The organism is Candidatus Nitrospira neuquenensis (genome assembly GCF_979578155.1).
Window position 1 is genome coordinate 95858 of record NZ_CEFZDU010000022.1, and the last position, 21839, is coordinate 117696.

Annotated in this window: 15 protein-coding genes; all 15 read right to left on the reverse strand. The window is 66.8% G+C overall.

Annotation, left to right across the window (positions count from 1 at the left end; translation table 11 throughout):
• Positions 1-66: 66 nt before the first annotated feature.
• Positions 67-2043, reverse strand: coding sequence for a B12-binding domain-containing radical SAM protein (locus AC1U7O_RS09300; RefSeq protein WP_479894453.1), 1977 nt, complete (start codon positions 2041-2043; stop codon positions 67-69).
• Between the two features lie 83 nt (positions 2044-2126).
• On the reverse strand, positions 2127-3146 hold the full coding sequence (locus AC1U7O_RS09305; RefSeq protein WP_479894454.1) for an N-acetylneuraminate synthase family protein: 1020 nt from the start codon (positions 3144-3146) through the stop codon (positions 2127-2129).
• Between the two features lie 13 nt (positions 3147-3159).
• Positions 3160-4254, reverse strand: a complete 1095-nt coding sequence (locus tag AC1U7O_RS09310) for a radical SAM protein (RefSeq protein ID WP_479894455.1) — start codon at positions 4252-4254, stop codon at positions 3160-3162.
• 2 nt (positions 4255-4256) lie between these two features.
• On the reverse strand, positions 4257-5417 hold the full coding sequence (locus tag AC1U7O_RS09315) for an NAD-dependent epimerase/dehydratase family protein (protein ID WP_479894456.1): 1161 nt from the start codon (positions 5415-5417) through the stop codon (positions 4257-4259).
• Entirely contained in the window at positions 5414-7219 is a 1806-nt protein-coding gene (locus AC1U7O_RS09320; protein ID WP_479894458.1) for a hypothetical protein, read from the reverse strand. Before AC1U7O_RS09320 ends, AC1U7O_RS09315 begins: the two co-directional genes overlap by 4 nt.
• 184 nt (positions 7220-7403) lie before the next feature.
• Positions 7404-9344: a hypothetical protein gene (locus tag AC1U7O_RS09325; RefSeq protein WP_479894459.1), complete on the reverse strand. Its 1941-nt coding sequence runs from the start codon at positions 9342-9344 to the stop codon at positions 7404-7406.
• A gap of 1 nt (position 9345) precedes the next feature.
• Positions 9346-10812, reverse strand: a complete 1467-nt coding sequence (locus tag AC1U7O_RS09330) for an AAC(3) family N-acetyltransferase (RefSeq protein WP_479894460.1) — start codon at positions 10810-10812, stop codon at positions 9346-9348.
• Complete coding sequence (locus AC1U7O_RS09335) at positions 10809-12347, reverse strand: class I adenylate-forming enzyme family protein (protein ID WP_479894461.1); 1539 nt, start codon at positions 12345-12347, stop codon at positions 10809-10811. The genes AC1U7O_RS09330 and AC1U7O_RS09335 overlap by 4 nt, the downstream gene beginning before the upstream one ends.
• A gap of 19 nt (positions 12348-12366) precedes the next feature.
• Positions 12367-12612, reverse strand: a complete 246-nt coding sequence (locus AC1U7O_RS09340; protein ID WP_479894462.1) for an acyl carrier protein — start codon at positions 12610-12612, stop codon at positions 12367-12369.
• A 23-nt stretch (positions 12613-12635) separates the two neighbouring features.
• Positions 12636-14132, reverse strand: coding sequence for a phosphosulfolactate synthase (comA, locus tag AC1U7O_RS09345; RefSeq protein ID WP_479894464.1), 1497 nt, complete (start codon positions 14130-14132; stop codon positions 12636-12638).
• Positions 14129-15952 (reverse strand): carbamoyltransferase C-terminal domain-containing protein, encoded by a 1824-nt coding sequence (locus AC1U7O_RS09350; RefSeq protein WP_479894465.1) that lies wholly within the window; start codon positions 15950-15952, stop codon positions 14129-14131. The genes comA and AC1U7O_RS09350 overlap by 4 nt, the downstream gene beginning before the upstream one ends.
• On the reverse strand, positions 15949-18051 hold the full coding sequence (locus AC1U7O_RS09355) for a B12-binding domain-containing radical SAM protein (RefSeq protein WP_479894466.1): 2103 nt from the start codon (positions 18049-18051) through the stop codon (positions 15949-15951). Before AC1U7O_RS09355 ends, AC1U7O_RS09350 begins: the two co-directional genes overlap by 4 nt.
• Positions 18048-19373, reverse strand: coding sequence for a DUF4910 domain-containing protein (locus AC1U7O_RS09360; protein ID WP_479894467.1), 1326 nt, complete (start codon positions 19371-19373; stop codon positions 18048-18050). The genes AC1U7O_RS09355 and AC1U7O_RS09360 overlap by 4 nt, the downstream gene beginning before the upstream one ends.
• 22 nt (positions 19374-19395) lie before the next feature.
• Positions 19396-20403 (reverse strand): Gfo/Idh/MocA family protein, encoded by a 1008-nt coding sequence (locus AC1U7O_RS09365; RefSeq protein ID WP_479894468.1) that lies wholly within the window; start codon positions 20401-20403, stop codon positions 19396-19398.
• On the reverse strand, positions 20400-21815 hold the full coding sequence (locus AC1U7O_RS09370) for a glutamate-1-semialdehyde 2,1-aminomutase (protein WP_479894469.1): 1416 nt from the start codon (positions 21813-21815) through the stop codon (positions 20400-20402). The genes AC1U7O_RS09365 and AC1U7O_RS09370 overlap by 4 nt, the downstream gene beginning before the upstream one ends.
• Positions 21816-21839 lie beyond the last annotated feature (24 nt).

Genomic DNA, 21839 nt, shown 5'->3' on the forward strand with positions numbered 1-21839 from the left:
ACACTCACCGTCTTGCGAATGCGTGCGGCGCTGGTCTGTGTTGCGTGGATGAATCGCATCGCTCGGCTATGCTACGTACTCAGCCGACCGGAAGAGCCGTTTCACAAAGACCTTGGCGAGCATCCTGGTCTGGCCTGTGAGGCTGCTCCCGAAGACGTTCACGTGGCGGCGGATGGCGTCCCGCTGCGCCTCAGAGTGGAAGAATCGAACTTCACGCGGCTCCGGCAGGACTAAGTCTTCAATCCGTCCAACGCCATTCGGGGACGACAGGAAGCCCACGACGTCGAACCGGAATCGGGCGCTGAAGCTCCTCCCGATGTCGAGCATCGCCGTGCGCTCGCACCGGTGGTATTCCACGATCTCGTTGAGGAGCGCCAGCGCCAAGTCGACGTCACCGCCGAGCGTACGGATCTGCTCCTCGGCGACCCGGGCGGCGACTCTGCAAAACTCGTCCACATGATGCAAATAGGCCAGGGCCCGGTATTTAAAGAGTAGATTGCTCCCCAACTCGCCGTTGAGATACCGCTGCAACGTGGCGCGGTTTCGAAGGTGGGCGCGCAACGCCTCCCTATCCTCCCACAACTCGCTTTCCACTTCGCGCATCAACTCCCCCAGGAGATGCTTGACCGCTCCTTCGTACGGATGGTCCGACAGGTCGCGCAGCCACTCGAAGACGGACAGCCCGAGCAACTTGAGCAGCTTCGTCACTCCAACGAAGACGCCGTTGTCGTAGAAGGTGCTCACGAAGAACCGCAGGCGGCACGCTTCCAGGTAGTCTGCATAGGAGAAGGTGTCCGTCGCGACGCAGATCTCTTCTATCTCGGCCGCATTCAGCTCGCGACCATCGAAGTCGTAGCACCCGTAGCACCGAGGAAGTACGCGGAACCGCGTCCGCATGCCGTACTTGGCACGCGACTCCCGGGTCGCCATCTCCGTCCCGGGCAGCAACATCAACTGGTAGATCTGCACGGTGAGAAACCCTGCATCCAGCACCGCTTCCAGCGTCCGGTAATAACTCTCCAGCGTTTCGCCCGGCAGGGCGATGATGACCTCGGTGTAGCTGTTCGTGCCCAGGGCGTTCGCCTTGAGCGCTACGTCCATTAGACCTTCGGCGGAGATGTTCCCTCTCTTGATGTTGGTGAGGACCTGGGGGGTCAGGCTTTGGACCGACCCGGCCAGCCGCATCGCCCCGCTCAGGAGGGCCGCGCCTTCCAGTACACGCTCGCGATTGTTCTTGCCCGTCGCCACGCTGATATAGTCGGGCCACTGATAGCGCTTCCTGGCCGCGGCCAGCTCCCGGCAGGTCTCGATATCTTCCTTGAACATCCCGAAATTGGAATCCGCGATGAAGAGATCGTTCCGCCCCCCCCTGTCGCGGAGGCTCGCCATCTTCCCGGCGATGTACTCGATCTCGGCGCCGACCTTCTCCCTGTTGCTCTTGTAGACTTTTGTGTAGTAGCCCAGGCCCTCGATGCAGAAGGTGCATTCGAACGGACAGCCCCGGTTCGTCTGAATGATGGGCTGGAGCATACCGTCGAAGAACTGATCGAGCAGTCCTTCCAGGTAAGGGGACGGGATTTCGGACAGGTCCCGAATGCGCGGGAGGATCTCGCCTCGGTAAAAGCGGCCATCGGCGCGCGACACATAGGCCACGCTCGGCAGCGACGTAGCGAGCCTCTCTGGCTCCATGGAAACCCCGATCAGTCTCTTGATGAGCTCCGTGAACGCCGCCTCGCCTTCCTTCAAGATATAGAAGTCGATGGCGGGATGGGCTCGGAGGAAGGACTCCTGTTCCCCCGGCTCGACGGGGAAGTTGGGGCCGCCGAACACCGTCACGCTGCCGGGTGAACGTCTCTTGACGGCTTCCGCCACGGTGTAACTCAGGTGCAGATTCCACACGTAATTGCTGAGGGCGAGGACTTTCGGCGTCTGGACCTGCAACGCCTCAAGCAGGCCGTCAGGATACTTGAAGAGGCGCACACGGACGTCCGGCGGCCCGTGCTTGAGCAGGAAGGCGGCGATACCGCCGACCGCAGCAGGCATCGTTTCGGACGAGATGGTCTGCTGGGTATACGTAAGATCAGCGAACCAAACGGTCAGGGGTGTCGTGCTTCGGGCCATCGGGCTCACTCCACCGCCCCCGGCAGGAGCGGACAGTGCATCGAGACCGGCTTGCGCACACGCCGCCCCACAAGCTCATCGATTCGGCTCGCGTCAATCCCTCCCGCCACGAGCGGTCGCAGCGGCAGCAGGTCCGCCTCTCGCAGCACCCGGCCGGGCTCAAGGTCATGCGCGGCATAGACGGACCGTCGCAGTCGGGCCCTGAAGTACTCCTCCGACGGCTGCACCGATTTACCATAGCGACCGACCATGCGCTCAACCTGCCGGATCACACGGACCAGCTCCGTCAGCTCCTCCGGGACGATGGACAAGGCGGCGTCCGCCGCCGGCACATCGCGAGAGAGCATCACGTGCTTCTCGATCACCTGCGCTCCCACGGAAACGGCTGCCATCGCCGCGTTGATTCCAACGGTGTGATCTGAGAACCCGACAGGCACGCCGTACCGGTCGGCGAGGAACCGGATCGCACCAAGGTGCACCTCCTCCGGCGGCGTCGGATACGCCCCCACGCAGTGCAACAGGCAAAGCCGCTCGCGGGGGATGCGCGTGGCCGCCCAATCAATCTCATCCACCGTCGCAAAGCCGGTCGAGAGGAGCACCGGCTTACCCGTCCCGGCCACACGATCCAGAAGCCGCACGTGGGTCAGGTCGCCGGAAGCGATCTTGAAGGCCGGCACGAGCGGGTCGAGGAAGTCCACCGCCCGCTCGTCGAAGGGCGTGACCAGGAACAGGACCCCTGCCCTGCGGGCAAGGTCCGCCAGTTCCAGGAACGTCTCCCGCGGCAGGGCCAGGCTCCGAAAGCGCTCCCGCTGCGTCTTGTGGGTCTGCGCGATGTACCGCAGCACCGGCATCGTCGGGTCCACGAGAGTGTCCGGGTCGTACATCTGGAACTTGACCGCGTCCGCGCCGCTCTCGGCCGCGGCGAGCAGCGTGCGGCGGGCCAGGTCCGGATCCCCGCAGTGGTTGCTGCCGACCTCCGCGATGATGAGCGTCCGCTCGCCGATCTCCATGTCCCCGATCTTCACGCGCGCCCGTCCTTCACGATTGAGTGCCGGCGTAGCCGACCGCGGCGGCCGCCGCCGGCCCGTACCGCGCATCCAGCTCGACCGACGGCTTGTGGTAGGCCAGGTTCAGGATGTAGCCGCAGGAGCAGCCGGGGCATTCCTTCCGAAACATGGCCTGGCAGCGGAGACGGTACGCCGCGGACTTCAGGATGTCGGCCAGCGGCGCCCGCCGGACGTTGCCCACCGGCGGCAGTCCCCAGCAGTTGGAGTAAACGTCGCCGTTGGCGTCCACGTCCACGCCGATGTAGCCCAGGTGGCAGGGGATGGCCGCCTGCTTCGGATCGTCGAAGTAGCGCCGGGCGTACTCCAGCGAGGAAAAGGTGTTGCCGATCAGGACGGGGTCCCGCTCCTTCGCCGCGACGAGCGTGTCGATCACCGCCTGGAGCCGGGCGCGATCCCGCACCGTCATCAGGTCCGCCGGCGCGCCCCGGAAGAAGTAGGTGCCGCGGTCGATCAGGTTCACGAACAGGACGGCGCGGTGTGCGCGGGCCAGCTCGATCAGGCCACCGACCTCGCCGAAGGTCTTCTCCATCAGCGTCGCGGCGAGCTTGACCGACAGCCGCCAGCCCCGAGCCCGCCGCTCGGATAGACGGTCCAGGTGCCGCAGAATCTTCGCCGTGTTGCCCGGGACGCCCCGGATCTCGTCGTGCAGCGTGAGCCCCTCCAGCGAGAGCACGAGTTGCGTCAGCCCCGCCTCGTGCAGCGCCGTGAGCTTGTCCTGGGTCAGGGACAGCCCGTTGGTCGTCAGGCCGATCGTCTCGAAGCCCGCCTGCGCGGCCCGGCGCACCACGGCCGGCAACTCCGCGCGCATGGTCGGTTCCCCACCCGTGAACATCACTTCCCGCACGCCGAGCGCCCCAAGCTGCTCCACGACGGACAGCAGCTCGTCCAGCGTCAACTCGTTCTCGTGCGTCGTCTTCCAGTAGTCGCAGGTGACGCACTTGCTGTTGCAATTGTCCGTGAGCTTGACCTTGGCGTGCTCGAACGCCGGCTCGACCGCCGTCAACGCCTCGGACGACCGCTCGGCCGCCGCAAACGCCCGGATGAGCTCGGCTCGGTTCGCGGCCATCGCTACTCCTCCCGCCATTTCACGGTGGGATAGAGCACCTGGCCGTCCACCTGCCCTTTGGCCGTCATCACCGCCCCCAGCATCTCCTCGATCAGCACGTCGCTGAGCAACCGGGGCTTGAGGCCCAGGTCGGCCAGCTTCGTGTGCTTGGGGTTGTAGTAGTGCTGCTCCAGCTCGGCGCGTGGGTTCGGGATGTGGTCGATCGCCGCCCGCAGGCCCAAGTGCGCCGCGGCCTGCTTGACCCGCTCGGCGAGGTCCAGGACCGTGAAGACCTCCGTGAACTGATTGAAGACCCGGTACTCGCCGGGCTTGGGGACGTTGCGAACCGTCAGGTCTACGCACTGCAGCGTGTCCATGATGTTCAGGAAGCCGCGTGTCTGGCCGCCCTTGCCGTAGACGGTCAGCGGTGCGCCGATCGCAGCCTGCACACAAAACCGGTTCAGCGCCGTGCCGAAGATCGCGTCGTAGTGGAAGCTGGTGCGCAGGAACTCCGGATGCAACCTCGTCTCGTCCGTTTCGATCCCGTAGACCACGCCCTGGTTGAGATCGGTCGCCCGCAGGCCCCACACCTTGCAGGCGAACATGATGTTGTGGCTGTCGTGGACCTTGGAGAGGTGATAGAAGGAGCCCGGCTGCTTAGGGAAGGGTAGCGTATCCGTCCGGCCGTTGTGGATGATCGTGAGGAACCCCTCTTCGATGTCGATGTTCGGGGTGCCGTACTCGCCCATCGTGCCGAGTTTGACCAGGTGCGCCTCCGGGCAGCGGCTCTTCATGGCGAACAGCAAGTTCATCGTGCCGAGCACGTTGTTCTGCTGCGTGAGCACCGCCTTCTGCCGGCTGATCATGGAAAAGGGCGCCGACGGCTGCTCGGCGTAGTGGACGATCGCCTCCGGCCGGAACTCTTCCAGGACTTCGTAAAGCCGGCGATCGTTCGTCGCGATGTCCACGATCCGCGCTTCGATCGCCCGGCCCGTGACCTCCTTCCAGTGGCGGACGCGCTGGTGCAACGTCGGAACCGGCCAGAGGGGCAGGGCCTCGCACTCGGCCTCCCAGAGCCGCTTGGCGAGGCTGTCCGCGATCATGACCTCGTGGCCGCGGCTGGAGAAGTACATGGCCGTCGGCCACCCGAGGTATCCGTCGCCGCCCAACACCAGAATCCTCATCCCGCTGTCTCCTCCCTGAGGCGCCGGCCCTCCACCTCGGCGAGGGCGTCGAGGATGACCCGCCGGAAGCGGTCCAGGTTGCGGCCGTCCGCGAAATAACAATAGTCCTTCGCCAGCTGGTCCCACCGGCAATCCCAGCCAATGAACCCCTGGCGGACCTGCTTGACGACCCGCACGAGATCGTCCGCCGTCCGGAGTATGAGATCGGTCCCAAACCTGGCGTAGACGATTTCAGCGATCATTTGATAATCGAACGTGAAGCACGGCTTCCCCGCGGCCGCTGCCTCGATCATCCCGGTCGAGGCACTGTTCACGATGACCGCATCGCTCAGCGCAAACCATTCGTACGTGGTGAAGTCCGTCATGTCCACCACGATCCTTGGGTCGGCCTTCATGATCCCGGCAAGGCCCTTCTCCAGGAAGGCCTCCAGGTGGGCGGGCGCCTTGAACCGGCAGACGATCGTCAAATCCCCGCCGACCTCGAGCACCCGGCTCAGGCCATCGAGCATCGCCGTCACTCGGGCCGGGACGTTGAGACGAGAAAGGCCGGGGAACAGGAGAACGATCAGCGGGCGACGGCCGCCGTAGCGCTCCGCGAAGCGGCGATCGAGCTCGTTGCATCCGTCGCTCGCCAGGGCGTTCACGACGTAATCCAGGCGGGGGGCTCCGACCGCTTCCAATCCGAGATCCTCCCAATAAGGCGCGTAGAGGCGGCGGAATGCCTCTCCCCAAAGACAATACCGGCTGACCCGCACATACCGCAGCGCGGGCAAGAGATAGGGGCCATCCGGCTCGTTATGATGCAGACCGACGGTCACGCGTCCGCTCCGCTCGGCCAGGATCGTGCGGAGCACGTGAGCCGACAGATAGTCCTGATACTCCAGAAGGACCCGGTATTCGACCGAGCGAGTGAAGAGCATCTCCTGCAGGTAGTGGTAGAGGAGTGCCGCGGCGATCGCCACGAACCAGGGATCGTCCCAGAGAATCCACGGGCGTCGGGCCAGGCCCCACCAGAGTCGGACACATAGGACGAACGCCTCGCGCAGATACCCCGGCGTGGGAGAAAATTCCCGAGGGTCGCAATACCGTATCCCTTGCCTCTCCATGAACGTTTCCAGCGTCCTCCTCTCCTCCGGCTCGAAGGTCCAGTCGGAGAAGAAGAAAAGAAAACGATCCAGCGGGAGGCTCTCGTTCGCCAGATATCCGTTGTCGTGCCGTCGTCGTCCCCGAACCACTCCGTCTTTGCCGAATCCCCAGATCAAGGGCATGGCGACATCCGTGCGGAACGGCACGCTCTTGAACGCGATCCCACGGCGCAGGATTAACCACGTGAGATACGCCAGCGGCAACGCGGCGAGTCGGAGTGGGTTCCATAGGCTGACAACGGCCAGCCATCGCGTCGCGGTCCTACGAGCGGACCGCGCCGCACGCACACCCCAGGGCACCAAACGTCGCACCTGCCCACCGGAATCAAGGATGTCCGTCAGGCCGTAGGAGTCGTTCGTTGCAGGAACAGCGGCACCGGTGCCCCTCCCTCTCAGGACCGTGGGAACTGCCCGCCAAAAACAGGCCTGCTCTCGGATGGGGTCAAGGAGCCGCATCTTAAAAAAATTGGCGACTCGTTGGTCCCCTACGACCTCGCGTACCAGCGAATACGCGCCCGACCGCTCGACCCGCTCGAAAACTCTCTCGACCAAGACATCCGATTCGAAGTTATTTTGGTAGAAGCCGAGCGCGTAGAGTTGCTCTTGATTCACCTCCTCGATCAGCGCGTCTCTGTTGAGCAGCCGGACGAGGCGCATCCCCGGGTCCGGCGCGGGACGAAGAGGCAACTCGCCCAAGGGGGCACGATGATGGAAGACCACGCGCGAGGCCCGCCTTACATGCCGCCAAGCCAACGCTACGCTCCACCATGACCTCGTCTGAAAGAACAGGATCATGCGGGCCTCTCGTGATCGCCGGCCGGGGAGTAGGTCGCGGACACCGTCACACGGAAAGGTTCGCGAGGGCCTGCCACGCCCGCTCTACGCTGTCCCCGTCGTCCAGATGAGTGCCGAACTCGCGCAGCAAGGTACTGTCGCCCACCCGTGGCAGGGGAAGATGGCGAAAGATCTCCGGCAGCCGACGATCGAGGTCGTCGAGCGTCTCTAGGTATATCACCCTGTCGCGCCACATCGGCGTGATCGCCGGATGCCACCGCTCCGGCTGGAACGGCCACGGCATCTCCCAGCCACAGAGGACGACCGGCAGGTCGGTCGCGAGCATCTGGAAGAACGAGAAGGTAGGGGTGTCCGCGACCAACAGGTCCGCACCGGCTAGAATCGCCTCGATCGGAGCGCGGACGATGCGGCAATTCGAGGGACCGTGCTCCTCTAGAACTTCCTCGATCGGCGTTCGGTCCGACAGAACCTGGTGATGGGGATAGCTTTTGATGAACAAACGGACCTGGGGGCAGGCCGCCGCTGCGCGAAGGAGATGTTGTTCCAGTCTCCATTGCTGCCCCGTTGAACGGCCTCGGTGCGGAGGCTGGCGAATAACGCCCTCTCCCAGATTCTGGACGTAGAGCGCGACGCGAGTGGAGTCGTCCACGCCCAGCCACGCCCGAGCCAGCATTCTGGCCCAGGGGCGCCGGCTGGCCCGGCGGAAGCCGTCGAGATGGGCCGAGCCCACGGGAAGGGTCTTGTGCCCGACCCGATGCCACTTCTCCATGTAGGCCACGACGCCGGGTCCCTGGGCAAGCACCCGCGTCGCCCACCGCCATCCGCGGTGAAACGCCAGGGGTGCCCCCCTTGTTTCAAAGGAAGAGGCCATGAGCCCGACGCCGTGGTTGTACTCGACCGCGGGGATATTCCGTAAGCTCGCGAGTCGCTGGACCACATGCTCGCGCCGATGCGAAAACTCCGTCAACACCACCGATGGCTGGAGTCGGTCGAGCATGACCTCCGCCGCGGTGGTCAAGGTCGCCAACTCGGGCGCGATCCGGTCGCAGAGATGCTCCAGCTCAGGAGCTAGGACCCGGTCCAACCCGACCCCCTCGAAGGTCGTCGCCTCCGCAAGGTCGGCGTCGGTCCAGACCTCCGACCACAACGAGCCGGGATGCGGTGGCGATGCCGTTGGAGCCGGTCGATCGAGGCGGCGGCGCGGTAGCGGGGAAATCCGTAGGGGCGGTGTCAGGAAGTTCCAGGTCCAGATGCCGGACTCGTTCCGGCGGCTTGCCACCGGCAGGAGATGCGACAGCTCGTCCCCTCGGGGTCCCAGAACCAGTACGGGCCCCTTCGAGATTCCTGCTCCGTGTCCCAGCAGCAGCCGGGTGCCCCGGAAAGCGGTCAGAGCTGCGCGAACGCCCCTCCACCACAGCGGAATGCGCTCACGGAGGGGCAGGGAAATCCGCCGGTCGGGCTGGCCCGCAGGCTCCCGGATGATCTGGATGCGCAACCCTCGTGACGCCGCCAGCGCCGACAGGGTTATCGGCCACGGGGAAGTGAGTCTCCGTTCAAGGACCGTTGCCCCTAGGGAAGCACCCGCAAAACAGAGGACGCGCGACGGTCGCAGCCCATCGAGCACGCGGACGAGCACGGCGGTCGCGGCGGCATAGGGCGAGAGGAGGCGGTGCACCTCCCACCAGGCCAGAGCCACCGGGCCCGCCCCCTCCAGGCGCTTGAGGTCGGGCAACCGGTCGATCAACAACGGATCGAGTTTGGACTCCAGCACGCCGAGGAGCCGGGTCACCCAGTCGCCCGCTCCGTTGATGACTTCCTGGGTGCAGAAGTCGTCGGGTGTCACCGACGTGCGACCGACCCGTTCGAGCGCGTGCTGCGCCAGCGCGGTGACTGCGAGAACCTCCGTTCCCGGCCGGCCCGGCAAGCCGGCCGCCTCCAAGGCTGCCACGTGCCCTGGATGCTCGGCGATCAGCAGGGTACCGCCCACGTCAGCACACCTTCTCAGGCTGGACCGGCTCGGTGGAACGGACACCGCCGGCCAAGTCCGGCGCTAAAGCCGGAATCGCGGCGGCGGCGGCGCCGTCGCCGAGCGCGGCGATGATGGGTGCCCCGCGAAGCAGGGATGCGACGAACGCGCGCGCCTGACTCTCGAATTCGCCAAGCCCTACCAGCTGGGTTGCGCAGTCCATCGCCTCCACGGCCCCAGGGCGCTTACCCCTCGTGACCAGAACCACGACCCGCGCGACACCGTCAGGATCGCCGGTACGCCTTGCCTCCGCTTCGATATGCACATGATAGACGGCTCGGACCGACAAGGGGGCCGTCTCGCCGCGAGGGAGCCGAATCAGCCAGCCGCTCCGCGCCAGACGCCCGGCGGTGACCTCTCCTCGGTCGGCGACGAGCCGGCCGGCCAGATCCGCTCCGCTCAGGCGCTCATCCACGCACAGACCGCGCGAGGAATCGAGGAACACTTCAAGGGCACCGCCCGCCGACGTCGCAAGGCTCCGGCCATCCGAGTCCCGGATCGATGCCTCCACGCGCACGAGCCATGCCGGCACAACCCAGACCCATCGCTCGATGCCGTCCTGGTTTACGGCATAGAGACGGAAACCGTGAGGAGATCCGGCCGAAAGAAGCCCTGCAACCCGGTCGATCGTAGACTCAGCATTCGGCCTGGACGAGAAGGCATAGGGATCGGCGTCGATTCTCGCTCTCATTAGGTGGAACAGCGCCCTGCTCGAGGCCAGTCGAAGCGGAAGCCCCGCGAGCGAGGTGAGGGTGAAGTGCCCCTGCCGATCATGATCGAGCACGTCAAACAAGGGCCTCGGCTCAAGCCCCCGGTTCAGGTACCGGACCCAATGCTCGCAAACATCCTCCCTGATCGCCCCGCCGGTCTCGACCCAGCCGCGGAACCGCTTGGGATACCGGTAGGGCACCCGGCAGGCCCACTGGACGTAGTCGGAGAACGAACAGACGGAGACGCCGACCGTCAGGTGCTTCGTGTCGGCCCGGTGCATGCGGCCGAAGGGCGAGCCCTCGCCGAAGGAGGTGTCGTCCACGCCGTCGAGGAGCGCGCCGGCCGCCGGTCCCACTGCGGCCACTGACATCAACGGATGCGGGCTCCGTTTCGCGCCCGGGAGCGTGCGGACATACTCACTGAAGCTGCCCTCGAACGACGGGCTCGTGGCCGGGTTGTAGACCTCCCCTCTTGTCCAACTGTAGCTGAAAGTCGGGACGACGACCGTCCCCTCATCGCCGAGCACCTCGCGCAGCGCCTCGTAGAGCAGGGCGGGGGGCAGCGCCAGCGCGAGTCGGCCGGTTTCGTCCCTCACCACGCCGAACCGCCGCAGGTCGCTGTGAACCATGACTTGGTCGCCGCGCCCCAGCCCGAGCGACCGCAGCGCCGAGGCGACGCCCTTGACGGTGAAGGAACCTTCCTGAGCAGGTCGGCTCATGACGCCACCTCCCGGGCCAGCCGTGCAAGGTCGCGCCGAAGAACCTTGCCGTTGCCGGTCCTCGGAATCGTCGGCACCGAGACTGCACGGACCGGAACCTTATAGGGCTCGACGCAGGCCGACAGCCGCGCCACCACCTCTCGGAAGAGCGCCGGGCCGACCGGCGTGGCCTGGCTGTAATAGAGGACCGGCCTGGCGCCGAGCAGCGCGTGCGGCTCCGCACCGACCGCGCAGTCCAACTCAGGAAAGGCGTCCCTGATCCGCTGCTCGACTTCCAGCGGATAGAGCTTCTTGCCGCCGACGTTGATCTGGTCGTCGGCCCGCCCGACCAGTTCCAGGTAACCTTCCGCGTCCTTGCGGGCCAGGTCGCCCGTCCGGAACCAGCCGTCCACGAACCGCTCCCTGGTCAGGGCCTCGTCCTGCAGGTAGCCGGCCGCGACGCTGTAGCCCCTGACCCAGACCTCCCCCACGGCCCCACGCGGAACTTCCGTCCCCTCGTCGTCGGCCAGCTTGACCTCGAGGCCGGGCGAGGGCTTGCCGACCGTGTGCAGCTTGTGTGCGTCCCGGGCAAAGTGGAGGAACGTCACTTTCGACGCCTCGGTGAGGCCGTAGTGCATGGAGATCTGCGCCTTGGGAAACAGCTCGCACAACTCGGCCTTGCCCTGGGCGGAGAGCGGCGCGCTCCCGAGCTCGATAAACTCGATGCGCGGTCCCACCTCGCGGAGGGCCTGGGCGAAGGCCGCCTGCATCACCGCAAGCACGCCGGGAACCGCCGAGAGGCCGGTGCAGGCGCGGTCCCTCAGCCGCCGAAGCGCCAGAGCCGGGTTGAAGGGCCCATCCTCCACGACCACCGTTCCGCCGAGCAGGTGATCGCAGACGACTCGCCGCAGCCCGAAGGCATGGCTCAAGGGAACGGTCACGAATTCGGTGACCGGCCGCTCCACGCCCATGAACCGGTTGATCATCAGCGCGGTCTCGATCAGATTCCGATGACTGATGGGGACCGCCTTTTTGTCGCCGGTCGTGCCGGAGGTGAACAGGACCAGCGCCTCGTCATCCGGGTCGGGCGACCATGCCGTCGCGCCACCGTCCGACCGTTCCAGCGGCGGCCCCGAGAGCAATTCGAGCGCGCCGGAGCGCGCCAGCGCGAAGCGCCGGCCTTCGTAGCCGCTGAGCGCGCCGGCCGTCCGCGCGACCGTGCCCTCGTCCAAGATCACGCCGTCCGGTCGGTACTTCGCCAGCACCCCGTTCAACTGCTCGGGCGTCAACTCCTCCGGGCAGACCATGGCCGACCGACCATGGCCCGCGATGCCGTAGAAAGCCAGGCAGAGGGACGCCTTGCCCGCGACATACACCGCGATCCGGCCGGGGGAACCGGACGGGATGTGCCGCGCCAGCGTCCGGGCGATCTGACCGGCGCGCTCCGCGACTTCGCGATAGGTCACGGCGCTCTGCGACCCGACGAACGCCGGCGTGAGACCGAAGCGTTCGGCCCCGGCGGTCAGGAGATCGGCAATCGTGGTGAGCTGTCCCATGGAGATCGCGACGAGCCCGTCAGCGGGCCGGGAGCCGTCCGGGAACCTTGGCCTCGATCAGACGGCGGAGGTCGCCGATGGTCTTCGTGGCGGCCGCCTCGTCGAGCGACAGCGTGATGCCGTACCGGGCCTCTACCGCGTTCAGGAGCGCCAGCCAGCCGAGGGAGTCCCAGCCCGTCACGTCCGAGGGGCCCATATCGTCGGAGAGGGGATGCTCGGGGTCCAGGCGGAACACCTCGACCAGGCAGTCGTGCAGATCGTCCATGCGAGGCGGAGGCCGGGCGTCGCTCAGGGCGAGGCGGGGGCCGTCCCGTCCTTCAAAGGCACCAAGCGGCCCCGTTCCCAGACCGGAACCACGTCGTAGACGTTCTGCTCGGCGCAGAACATCACGTCGGCCCGCTTACCCAGCGAGACGAGGTTCGCGCCCGATTCGGAGGCCAGCAGGTCACTGAGCAGGTCCGCGCTCTGCTGCAGCGGGATCTCCCCCCGCACCGCGCAGTTCGGCAAGGCCAGCGCGATCTCACCGGCGCAGAGGAGGTCCTCCACCGCCATCTTGTTGTTGCGTCCGGCCACCAGAAGCGTGATGTTGCGGTTCGTCTCCCGGGCCAGCCGGTAGGCCTGCGCTGCCACGGCCCGTGCGTTCACGAGTGCGCCGATCAGCACGAGTCCTCGACCGGCCGCCGCCGCCTTGATGCACTCCGTCCCGTTCGTCGTCGTCAACACCAGTTCCTTGCCGCGGTAGTCCTTGTGGGCGAAGACGACCGGCGAGTTGTCGTGCATGAGCCCCGCGACCGTCTTGCCACCGCGTTCGCCCGCCGTCACCTCGCCGCGACATTCTTCGACCGAAGTCGTCGGCACGACGGCCCGCATGCCGTGGGCGAGCGCGGTCACGATCGTGGTGCTTGCGCGCAGGACGTCGATCACCACGATGACGTCGCCGCGCGCGCCGGCGGCCAGGGCGCCTTGCGGGCCCAGCTCGATGGTGATGGCGGTCTGGTCCACGTGGTAGTCGCGGACCGTGTCGCCGCGCAGCCCCACCCGCAGGCTCTCGACCGAGATCACGTCGGCGGGCGAGATGTTGGCGAGGTTCACGTTGGGCCCGAAGTGCCGGATGAGCCACACCTGCTGGCTCTTCTGCGGCGCCTCCCAGACGACGGCCGAGGGGTCCGCCGCCTCGGAGATCCGCCCGACCATCTCCGGCTTGACCCGGCCGGTTGCGTCGTAGATGCCCACGTCGCCCGATTCGCGGCCCTCGATGACGACCTTCCAGGAGCCGGCGGCCAACTCCCGGCGGATCGCCTCGATGCGCTGGCCGATGTCCAGCCGCTCGTCCTCGACGCTGGACTTGCGCCCCACCTCGGAGAGGACCTGAAAGCCCAGGGCCACCGCGCGCCCGATCAGATCGAGCTTCCGGGCGCCGAGCGACACCACGCCGTCGGACACTTCGATGTGAGTGAAGCCCAGGTCGCGGGCTTCCGTCAGGAATTCGTCCGCCTGCCCCTGGGCCGCCGCGATCTCCAGGAAGGTCCCGCCGGGGCAGACCCCGATCCCCTGCCCCCGGTAGACCTCGATCTTCTCGCGCACGAGCCGCCGGTCCAACAGACGCGCCGTGCCCCAACCCAGCTTGACCACGTCGATGTAGGGACCGGCGAACGCCGCCTGCTCCCGCGTCTCCGGAATCGTCAGCCCCTTGTCCAGGACCAGGGTGAGACCGGCCGACCGCGGCTTCTCGGTCCGCGCCGGCAGCCGGATGAACCCGAACGCGCAGCCCCTGTCCTCGCTCATGGCCGTTCTCCCCGGCGGCGTCCGCGCCGGCCGATCAGCACGTCGCCGAGCCACAGAAGATCGAGGTCCGACCGCTCGAAGGTGGAGAGGGCGTCCTCCGGCGTAAGGCAGATGGGCTCGCCGTGCAGGTTGAAGGAGGTGTTCAGCAGCGCGCCGACCCCGGTCCGACGCTCGAAGGCCTCGAGCAGGTCCGCGCAGGCTCGGTTGTCCTCCCGTGCGAGGACCTGGGGCCGCCCGCTCTTGTCCGAGGGGTGGAGCGCCGCGGGCAAGTCCCGCCGGGCCCGCTCGGTCGAGGGCCAGACGAACATCATGTAGGGTGACCCGACAACCTTGCCGGGCGGCAGCACGAAGTACTCCGCCAGCCGCTCGCGCCGTACCATCGGCGCGAAGGGCATCCAGAAGTCCCGATACTTGACCTGCCGGTTGATCGTCTCGACGACCTCCGGCCGGCGCGGATCGGCGAGGATCGAGCGGTTGCCCAGTGCCCGCTGCCCGAACTCCATCCGGCCCGCACAGCGCGCGACGACCGCGCCCTCCGCCAGCCGCGCCGCGACGTCCTCGGGGGAGACGCCCTCGGTCACCTCGAGTCGTCCGCGGAGGTCCCGGCGCTCGACCATCCGGCGAACCGCCCCCGCGTCAAGGTCGGGGCCGAGGTAGATGTCCGTGATGGGCGCCAGTCCCTCCGGCCCCTCCCCGCGCTCGCCCGCGAGGTAGCAAGCGCCGATCGCGAGCGACTCGTCCGCCGGGCTCGCCGGCACGTAGAAATCATCCAGGAACGGCGCCGCGCCCAGCTTCCCGTTGAGCACCACGTTCATGGCCACGCCGCCGCAGAAGGCCAGGGCGCGGCAGGCCTGCCGCTCGGCTGTGACACGCATCCATTCCGTGACGCAGTTCTCCGCCATCCGCTGGGTCGCCGCGGCGATCCCATCGAACCGGTGGCCCTCGAAGGCGCGCTGGTAGTGGAAGAAGAGGTCGCGCGGCTTCCCGGCCTTGAAGACGCTGACGCCGTCAACGACCGCGAACTGATCCTTGAAGACCGTCCAGCTCCGTTCGAACTCCCGCTCGGTGGCGTAGGGGGCCAGACCCATCAGCTTGTGCTCGTCGTGGCCGAGCTTCATCCCGAGCAGGAGCGTCATGCTCCGGTAGAGCCGGGCCACGTGACAGTCGTTGGAGCGGGCCAACTCCTTGAGGCCCTGCGGCGTCGAGCGGAATAGCGCCGCGGTGCTCCCGTCGCCGCCCCCGTCCAGGGCGTAGACCAGCGTGTCCGGCCGGCGGTTCGGGTTGGCATAGTAGGCATAGGCCGCGTGGGCGCGGTGATGGTTGTAGCAGCGTACCCGGTCGGTCGGGCACCCCAGGTGCCGGCGTACGGCGTCATGCCGGAGTCGGCGGGTGGCATCCGCCCGGCCGGCCGGCGGCCCGTCCAGGTCCACGAGCGAGAAATCATAGTAATGGGCCAGCCCGCGGAACCGCTCATCCTTCAGGAGCTGGCGCCGGTACTCGGACCAGCGGTCCACGCCGTCGTACAGGAGAGGCCGCCAGACCTCGCGCTCCTGGGTCAGCCAGTCCTCGATCGTGAAGGTCGCATGGCTCTTGACCCAGAGAAACAACGGGTCGTGGGTGCAGGTGGCGAAGGCGATCTCGTCCACGTCCCGCCCCCGCACGCCGGCCTCCCGCAGGCAGTAGTCGATGGCATGCACGGGATAGCCCGCGTCCATCTTCACGCGCGTGAAACGCTCCTCGCTCGCGCAAGCCTTGACCCTGCCGTCCACCATGACGGCGGCAGTCGCATTGTGCCCGTCATGGATGCCGAGGATGATCATGTGGCGCCGCGCCAAGAAACCGTGGCCCCGCGGCGGACTGGCGCTGAACCATGATCGTCCGACGCGGGCACCTCGCCTTCGGAAGCCGGCACGATGATCCGGCGGCGGTTGGAGGAGTTGATCGTCAAAAAATGCCGCTTGTACCGTTCCAAGAGCGTGTCGGTGTTGCCCCACAGGGCATGATAGTTTTCCGGGTTTCTGATACGGAGCCCGATCCGGATCGGCGCCGCGCGCCGGTATTCGCCGAGTGGGCGTAGATACCGATCCTGGGCCCACGACGCTACGTCGTACGCTCCGACCACGGCCAGCTCTTCCGGACTCTGCCGGTCGAGCGGGATGTGGCAGTGGATCACGATTTGCTTGATGAGCTCCAGTTGATCCAGGAGGGCGGCGTCGAAGTCCCCGTGCCGCTGCCGATAGATCTCCCGGCCGGCATCCGCCACTTCGTCCACGACTTGCGGGAGATGCCCGGCCATCAGCAGCTCGATCATCAGCCGGTCCTTGAGGCGATAGATGCCTTCGAGCTCCGAGGGGTTGGTGGCCATCTTCTTTCGCACGAAGGCCTCGACGGCGTCCGGGGTGTCGAACAAGAACTGCTGCATGGCGGAGACGAAGCGCCCGGCATAACGGCCGGCCGTCGGGTATCGGGCGGGGTCCTGGGCCACGCGCCAGAGCACTTCGGTAGTCCGCACGCCCAGCGCCTCGAAGAAGAACAGCGCCTCGCGCAGCATGCCGCGGTAGTGGCCGAAGTCGAAGAGGAAGATGAAGCCGTTGGCGCGGAAATAGTCCTCGCGGGTCAGGGTCTTGTTCTCGACCACCCACTCGTCGATCTCGATGTTCTCCAGCTCCGGGTGGTTGGTGTAGCCGTTCTCGGACATGGCGAACTGTGTCCTGACCCCGTACCTGCGCCGATCCTCGGGCAGGTCCATCTCCGTGCCCTTGAGAATCCGCAGTTGATGCAACGCGATGCTCTCGAAGCGGAGTTCGACCAGCCGGTCGATCGAGGCGAGGAACGACTGGAGTGTCTCCCCCGGCAGCGCGAAGATCAGCTCGCTGACCAGCATCAGGTCGTTGGCCCGCGCGAACGCCACCGCTTCGGCGACCCGGCAGTCCTTCAGGTTCACGCGCTTGATGTTGGTCAGCACCTCGTCGGTCATGGATTGATAGCTGATGTTGAACGGTAGCAGGTCGCGCATCAGGAGGTTGATGCTCTTCACCCGGTCCGTCGGATGCTTGTCTGTGTAGACGGATACCGCGGTCGGGAACCCGGAATCCTTCCGTTTGCGCGCCAGGTAGTCGGCGATCTCGATATCGCGATGCAGGATGCCGAAGTTCTCGTCGGCCAACCGGAGATAGCGGTTGACCGCCCGCTTCTCGATGTAGTCGATCTCGGCCTTGACCCGCTCCATCGCGAAGGCCTTGACCTTGTTCCAACTGTCCTTGCCGGACACGCAGAAGGTGCACTGGTAGGGACAGCCTCGGGCGGTCTGGATGATGGGCAGGTAGTCCGGCTCGGCCAGGAACCGGTCCATCAACCCGTCGCAGTAGGGCGAAGGAATGTCGTTGATGTCCCCCTCGAAGCGGGCGATGACGTCGCCGCGGACCTCGCCGGTCTCGGGGTCGAGCGACAGGCAGCCGTGGACGTCCCGGCGTCTCACCTCGACCGCGTCGCTCCCCAGCAGCGCCTCCACGAGATTGCGCGTGGGGGCCTCGCCCTCGTTGGGCAAGTAGAAGTCCACCTCCGGATGGGCCCGGAGTTCCTCGGCCGTAAGCGACACGACTTCAGAGACATCGGGCCCTCCTACCGCGATGATCGCCGCCGGCAGCCTGGACCGCAGATACCGCGCGGCCTTGACGGTCAGTTGCGTGTTCCAACTGTAGGAGCCAAACGCCACGAGCCGCGGGGTCCTGGACTTGAGCGCCTCGTGGAGCTCCTCGAACTTCCTGAACTGATGGATCTCGATGTCGCGGCCGAAGACCTTGTTGAGGTAGGCCGCGACGTAGCCCATCCCGATCGGAACGGAATTGCGGATGTATCGGTAGTAGGAGTTCTGCAGATCGGCGAGGAACACGACCACGGGGGAGGTCACGCGCGTCATACGGACCCAGCCCCCTCCCGCCACGGCAGGACTTCGACCAGGTCCAGCGACACGAAGCGCATCACATACCCGCGCACGTCCCAGTAGTCCAGGCCCGTCCGCTCGGCGATGTCGAAGACGGACTCGCGCCCGCTGAGCCGGACCAAGATCTGATCCATGGCGGCGTTGAGCGGCGGATTGACTCGCCAGTCCACCCATAAACCATACCGGCTCAGGAAGATCGGACCCTTCACTCGGCTGCGCGGCACGAAGTTCGAGGCATAGATGCGGACGATCCGCTCGACCGCGTCGGCCGTCTCTTGGAGCATGTCCTCCTGGATGATGGAGAGATTGTCGTCGCTGGTATGGTATTCGTCATAGGGCCAGCGGCTCAGCCCGATCGCAGGGACCTCGACGCCAGGGCAGCTCAGTACGAACTCGTCGTTGACCACGACCCGCGCGAAGGGCCCCTCCCGGAAGGGCCTGCCCATCGCCGCCAGGACCGAACGGGCGACGCGGTCCAGCAGGTGATCGTCCTGCAGGGTCCGCTGCAGAATCAGGCTCTCCCGATGCCCGCACATCTCGCAGTACAGCCCCCCGCGGAACCCGGGGATGAGGTCCTCGTGCCGCGAGAGATAGGCGATGCTGCCGACGGTCTCCGGGCAGAACAGGAACCGGACCGCCATGGAATGGGCCGGCAGGGGACGTTCCGCTAACCGCCGCGCCAGCTCAATCGCGACGGCGACGCCCGTGATACTGTCGTTCGCCTGGAAGGGGTGGCAGACGTCCGCGACGATGAGGAATTCTCCGAATCCCGGCCGCGCCCCGCCGGTCGGCTGCAGCAGGCCGCAGCCGACCCGCAGGCCCTGCAGCGGGTCGCTCACGAACTCCGACCGGATGACGGCGCGGTAGCGGATCGCCCGGTCCAGTGTGTCGAATCGGCTCTTGCTCAGGCAGAACCCCCAGTCGCGCTCGTAGTACTTGAACTCCCAGGGAATAGCATCGGGTCGCTTGGCTGAGTAATGGAGGTGCGGCTCCAGCTCGGCCCAGGTCAGGAGACGGTCGATCGGCTTGGAGTAGGAGACCAGGTGCAGCGGGTGATCCTTGAAGTCGAGGATTCTCCGCCCGTCTTCCGTCTCGAGATAGGCCTCGTGCACCTGGTACCGCTCCGGAATCCTCCAGGTCCAGGCCTCCGCGCCGGGCGCGTAGGTTTCGACGGCAAACCCCCCTTCCTTCGGGAAGTGGGCGGCGATGATGCTCAAGGCCGTATCCGTCCCATCGGACACAAGGGTCCGGTGGAGCGGGTAGAGTTCCTCGACCAGGGGCTTCAGCGGGCGGGACATGCGTGGTCTGCAGACGGATTGCTCAGGCGGCCGGCGTCGGGCGCGGCGCCTGCCTGAGCGAGAGGAGCAACTCGATCAGTTTCTTCCCCTCGGCGAGGTCGTTGCAGGTCGGCCCGCCCTTTGCGACGGCCTCCAGGAAGTACCGGATCTCTTCCACATACATCTCGTTGACGTCCGGCTCGGGATGGTCGAGGAGCGTCTTCCATCCCCCGGAAGCGTGGGCGTAGGCCCGAACCAATTGGGGATTGAAGCTCCACTCGATGACGCCGCGGTCGCCGACGACGCGGGCGACGCACCGGTATTCTGCCTGGAGAAAATCCAGGTGGATCGCGCCGATCACCCCGGACTTGAACCTGACCAGCATTTCGGCCACGTCCTCGGTGTCGATGTCCAAGTCGCTCCGCTTGGCGTGCAGGCAGGTCCCGTCCGTGACCTCGCCGAACATCCAGCGCAGGTAGTCCAGCTCATGCGTCCGGTCCAGGATGACGCCGCCCCCGAGCGAGGCGCGCGAGGCGTAGAAGTCCCGGTAATCCTCGTAGGGATGCATGGCCGGCAGGAACAGGCCGAACTCCGCGCGGACCGAGGCCACTGTCCCGACCGCGCCCTCCTCGATCAGGCGCTTGACCAGGTTGAGGCTCCGGTCGAAGCGGTAGTTACACCCGACCATGGTCACCAGGCGCCGTTGCGCCGCCACCGCGATCAGCTCCTCCACCCCCTCTAAGCTGTGGGACAGGGGCTTCTCGATGAACAGATGGCAGCCTCGTCGGGCCGCCTCGAGGGCCGCAGGGACATGCAGCGCCGTCGGCGTCGCGATGATGGCGGCGGTCGGCTTGTGATCGAGGGCCTCTTCCAGGTTCGCGAACCCGACCGCGCCGGCCTCATCCGCAGCCTGCCGCCGCCGGTCCTCCCGCGGATCCACCCCGAGGAGGGTCGGCACGCCGAGGGCCCGCAGGTTCCGCAGGTGCCGCCGCCCGATGGAGCCACACCCGACCACCAACGCCGCCTCGACCTTGCCGGCGTCCCGGCTCATGGGCGCCCCTGCGGCTCGCTGCCCTCGTCCAGGCAGCAGGCCAGTCTCGGCGCATCCGCGTGCAGCCGCCCGCACCGGCTCTGGAGGCACCGGTTGTAGGTGCGAAAGACCGGCCTGGCCGGCCTCCCTTCCAGCAGCCCCTCGACGGACTTCTGCTCCAGCGCCCGCCGGTATACGGCGCAGGCGGCTTCGCAGGCATCCAGGGTCTGCGCGATTTCCGAGTCACCGTGGCGGAACGAGGGACAGACCCAGTTGAGAAAGACGCCCCGGCGGATCAGCTCCTGCATGAACAGCGTGCGGTGCGCCATCGAGGGCCGTCCCTCGTGATCCAGGAACGTCAGCACGGGCCGGCACGCAAAATCGCCGGCCGCCGCCACGTGATGCGCCACGCCGTGCCGTCCGGCCGCCTGGTTCAGCCCGTCCATGAGCCGCTGGCCCGTCCGGTACAGGCCCCCGATCACGTCATGCACCTGATAAAAGCGGATGGTGGCCAGGCCGGCGGCCAGGGCCGATCGCTCGGCCCCGTTCGTCGTGGAGAGCAGGAAGCACCGCGGCTCCCGATGATCCAGCCCGCCCCGGGCCATGTATTCCCGCCGGCCGACCAGGGCCGTGAGCGCATACCCGTTGGCCATTCCCTTCCCAAGCGCGAGCAGGTCGGGCCGGACGCCGAACAGCGAGTGCGCGCCGCGGAGCGCGTAGCGGAACCCGGTGATGATCTCGTCGAAGATGAGCAAGGTCCCCTGCTCGTCACAGAGCGCGCGCAGCCGCTCCAGGAAGCCGGACGACGGCCTGGTCTCCCGGCAGGGCTCCAGGATCACCGCGGCCAGCTTGCGGGGATGCTCGGCGAAGAGGCGTTCAACGCTCTCCACATCGTTGTACCGAAACGGCACCATGTGCCGGACGGCCGACTCGGGAATCCCCGCGTTCATCACCGTGGTCCCGATGAACCAGTCGTGGATGCTGAAGAAGGGGGCGCTCTCGTCGTAGGCCACGCGGTCGCGACCGGTCACGGCCCGGGCCAGCCGCAGCGCGGCGGAATTGGCGTCCGAGCCGTTCTTGCCGAACTTCACCATGTCGAGGCCGTCGAAGAGGGACAGGAGGGCCTCGGCCGTCTGGACTTCCAGATCCGTCGGCCGTGAGAAATTCTGGCCGGCGCGGAGTGCCGCGATGGCGGCCTCGTCGATCGCGTCCTCCGCGTGGCCGATCAGCACGTTGTGGATACCCATCCCCCAGTCCACAAACTCCCGGCCCTCGAGGTCCCAGACCCTGGCCCCCTTGCCCCGCACGAAGGCCCGCGGCGCGTTGGCCGGAAACTGGTCGTCTCCCTTGGAATAGGTGTGCGCGCCGCCGGGGATCGCCCGGTGGGCGCGGATGCCGAATTCCTTGGGGTCCCGAGGAGCAGCGGGCGACATGGCTTGCAGGTTTCGCGTGCGGCG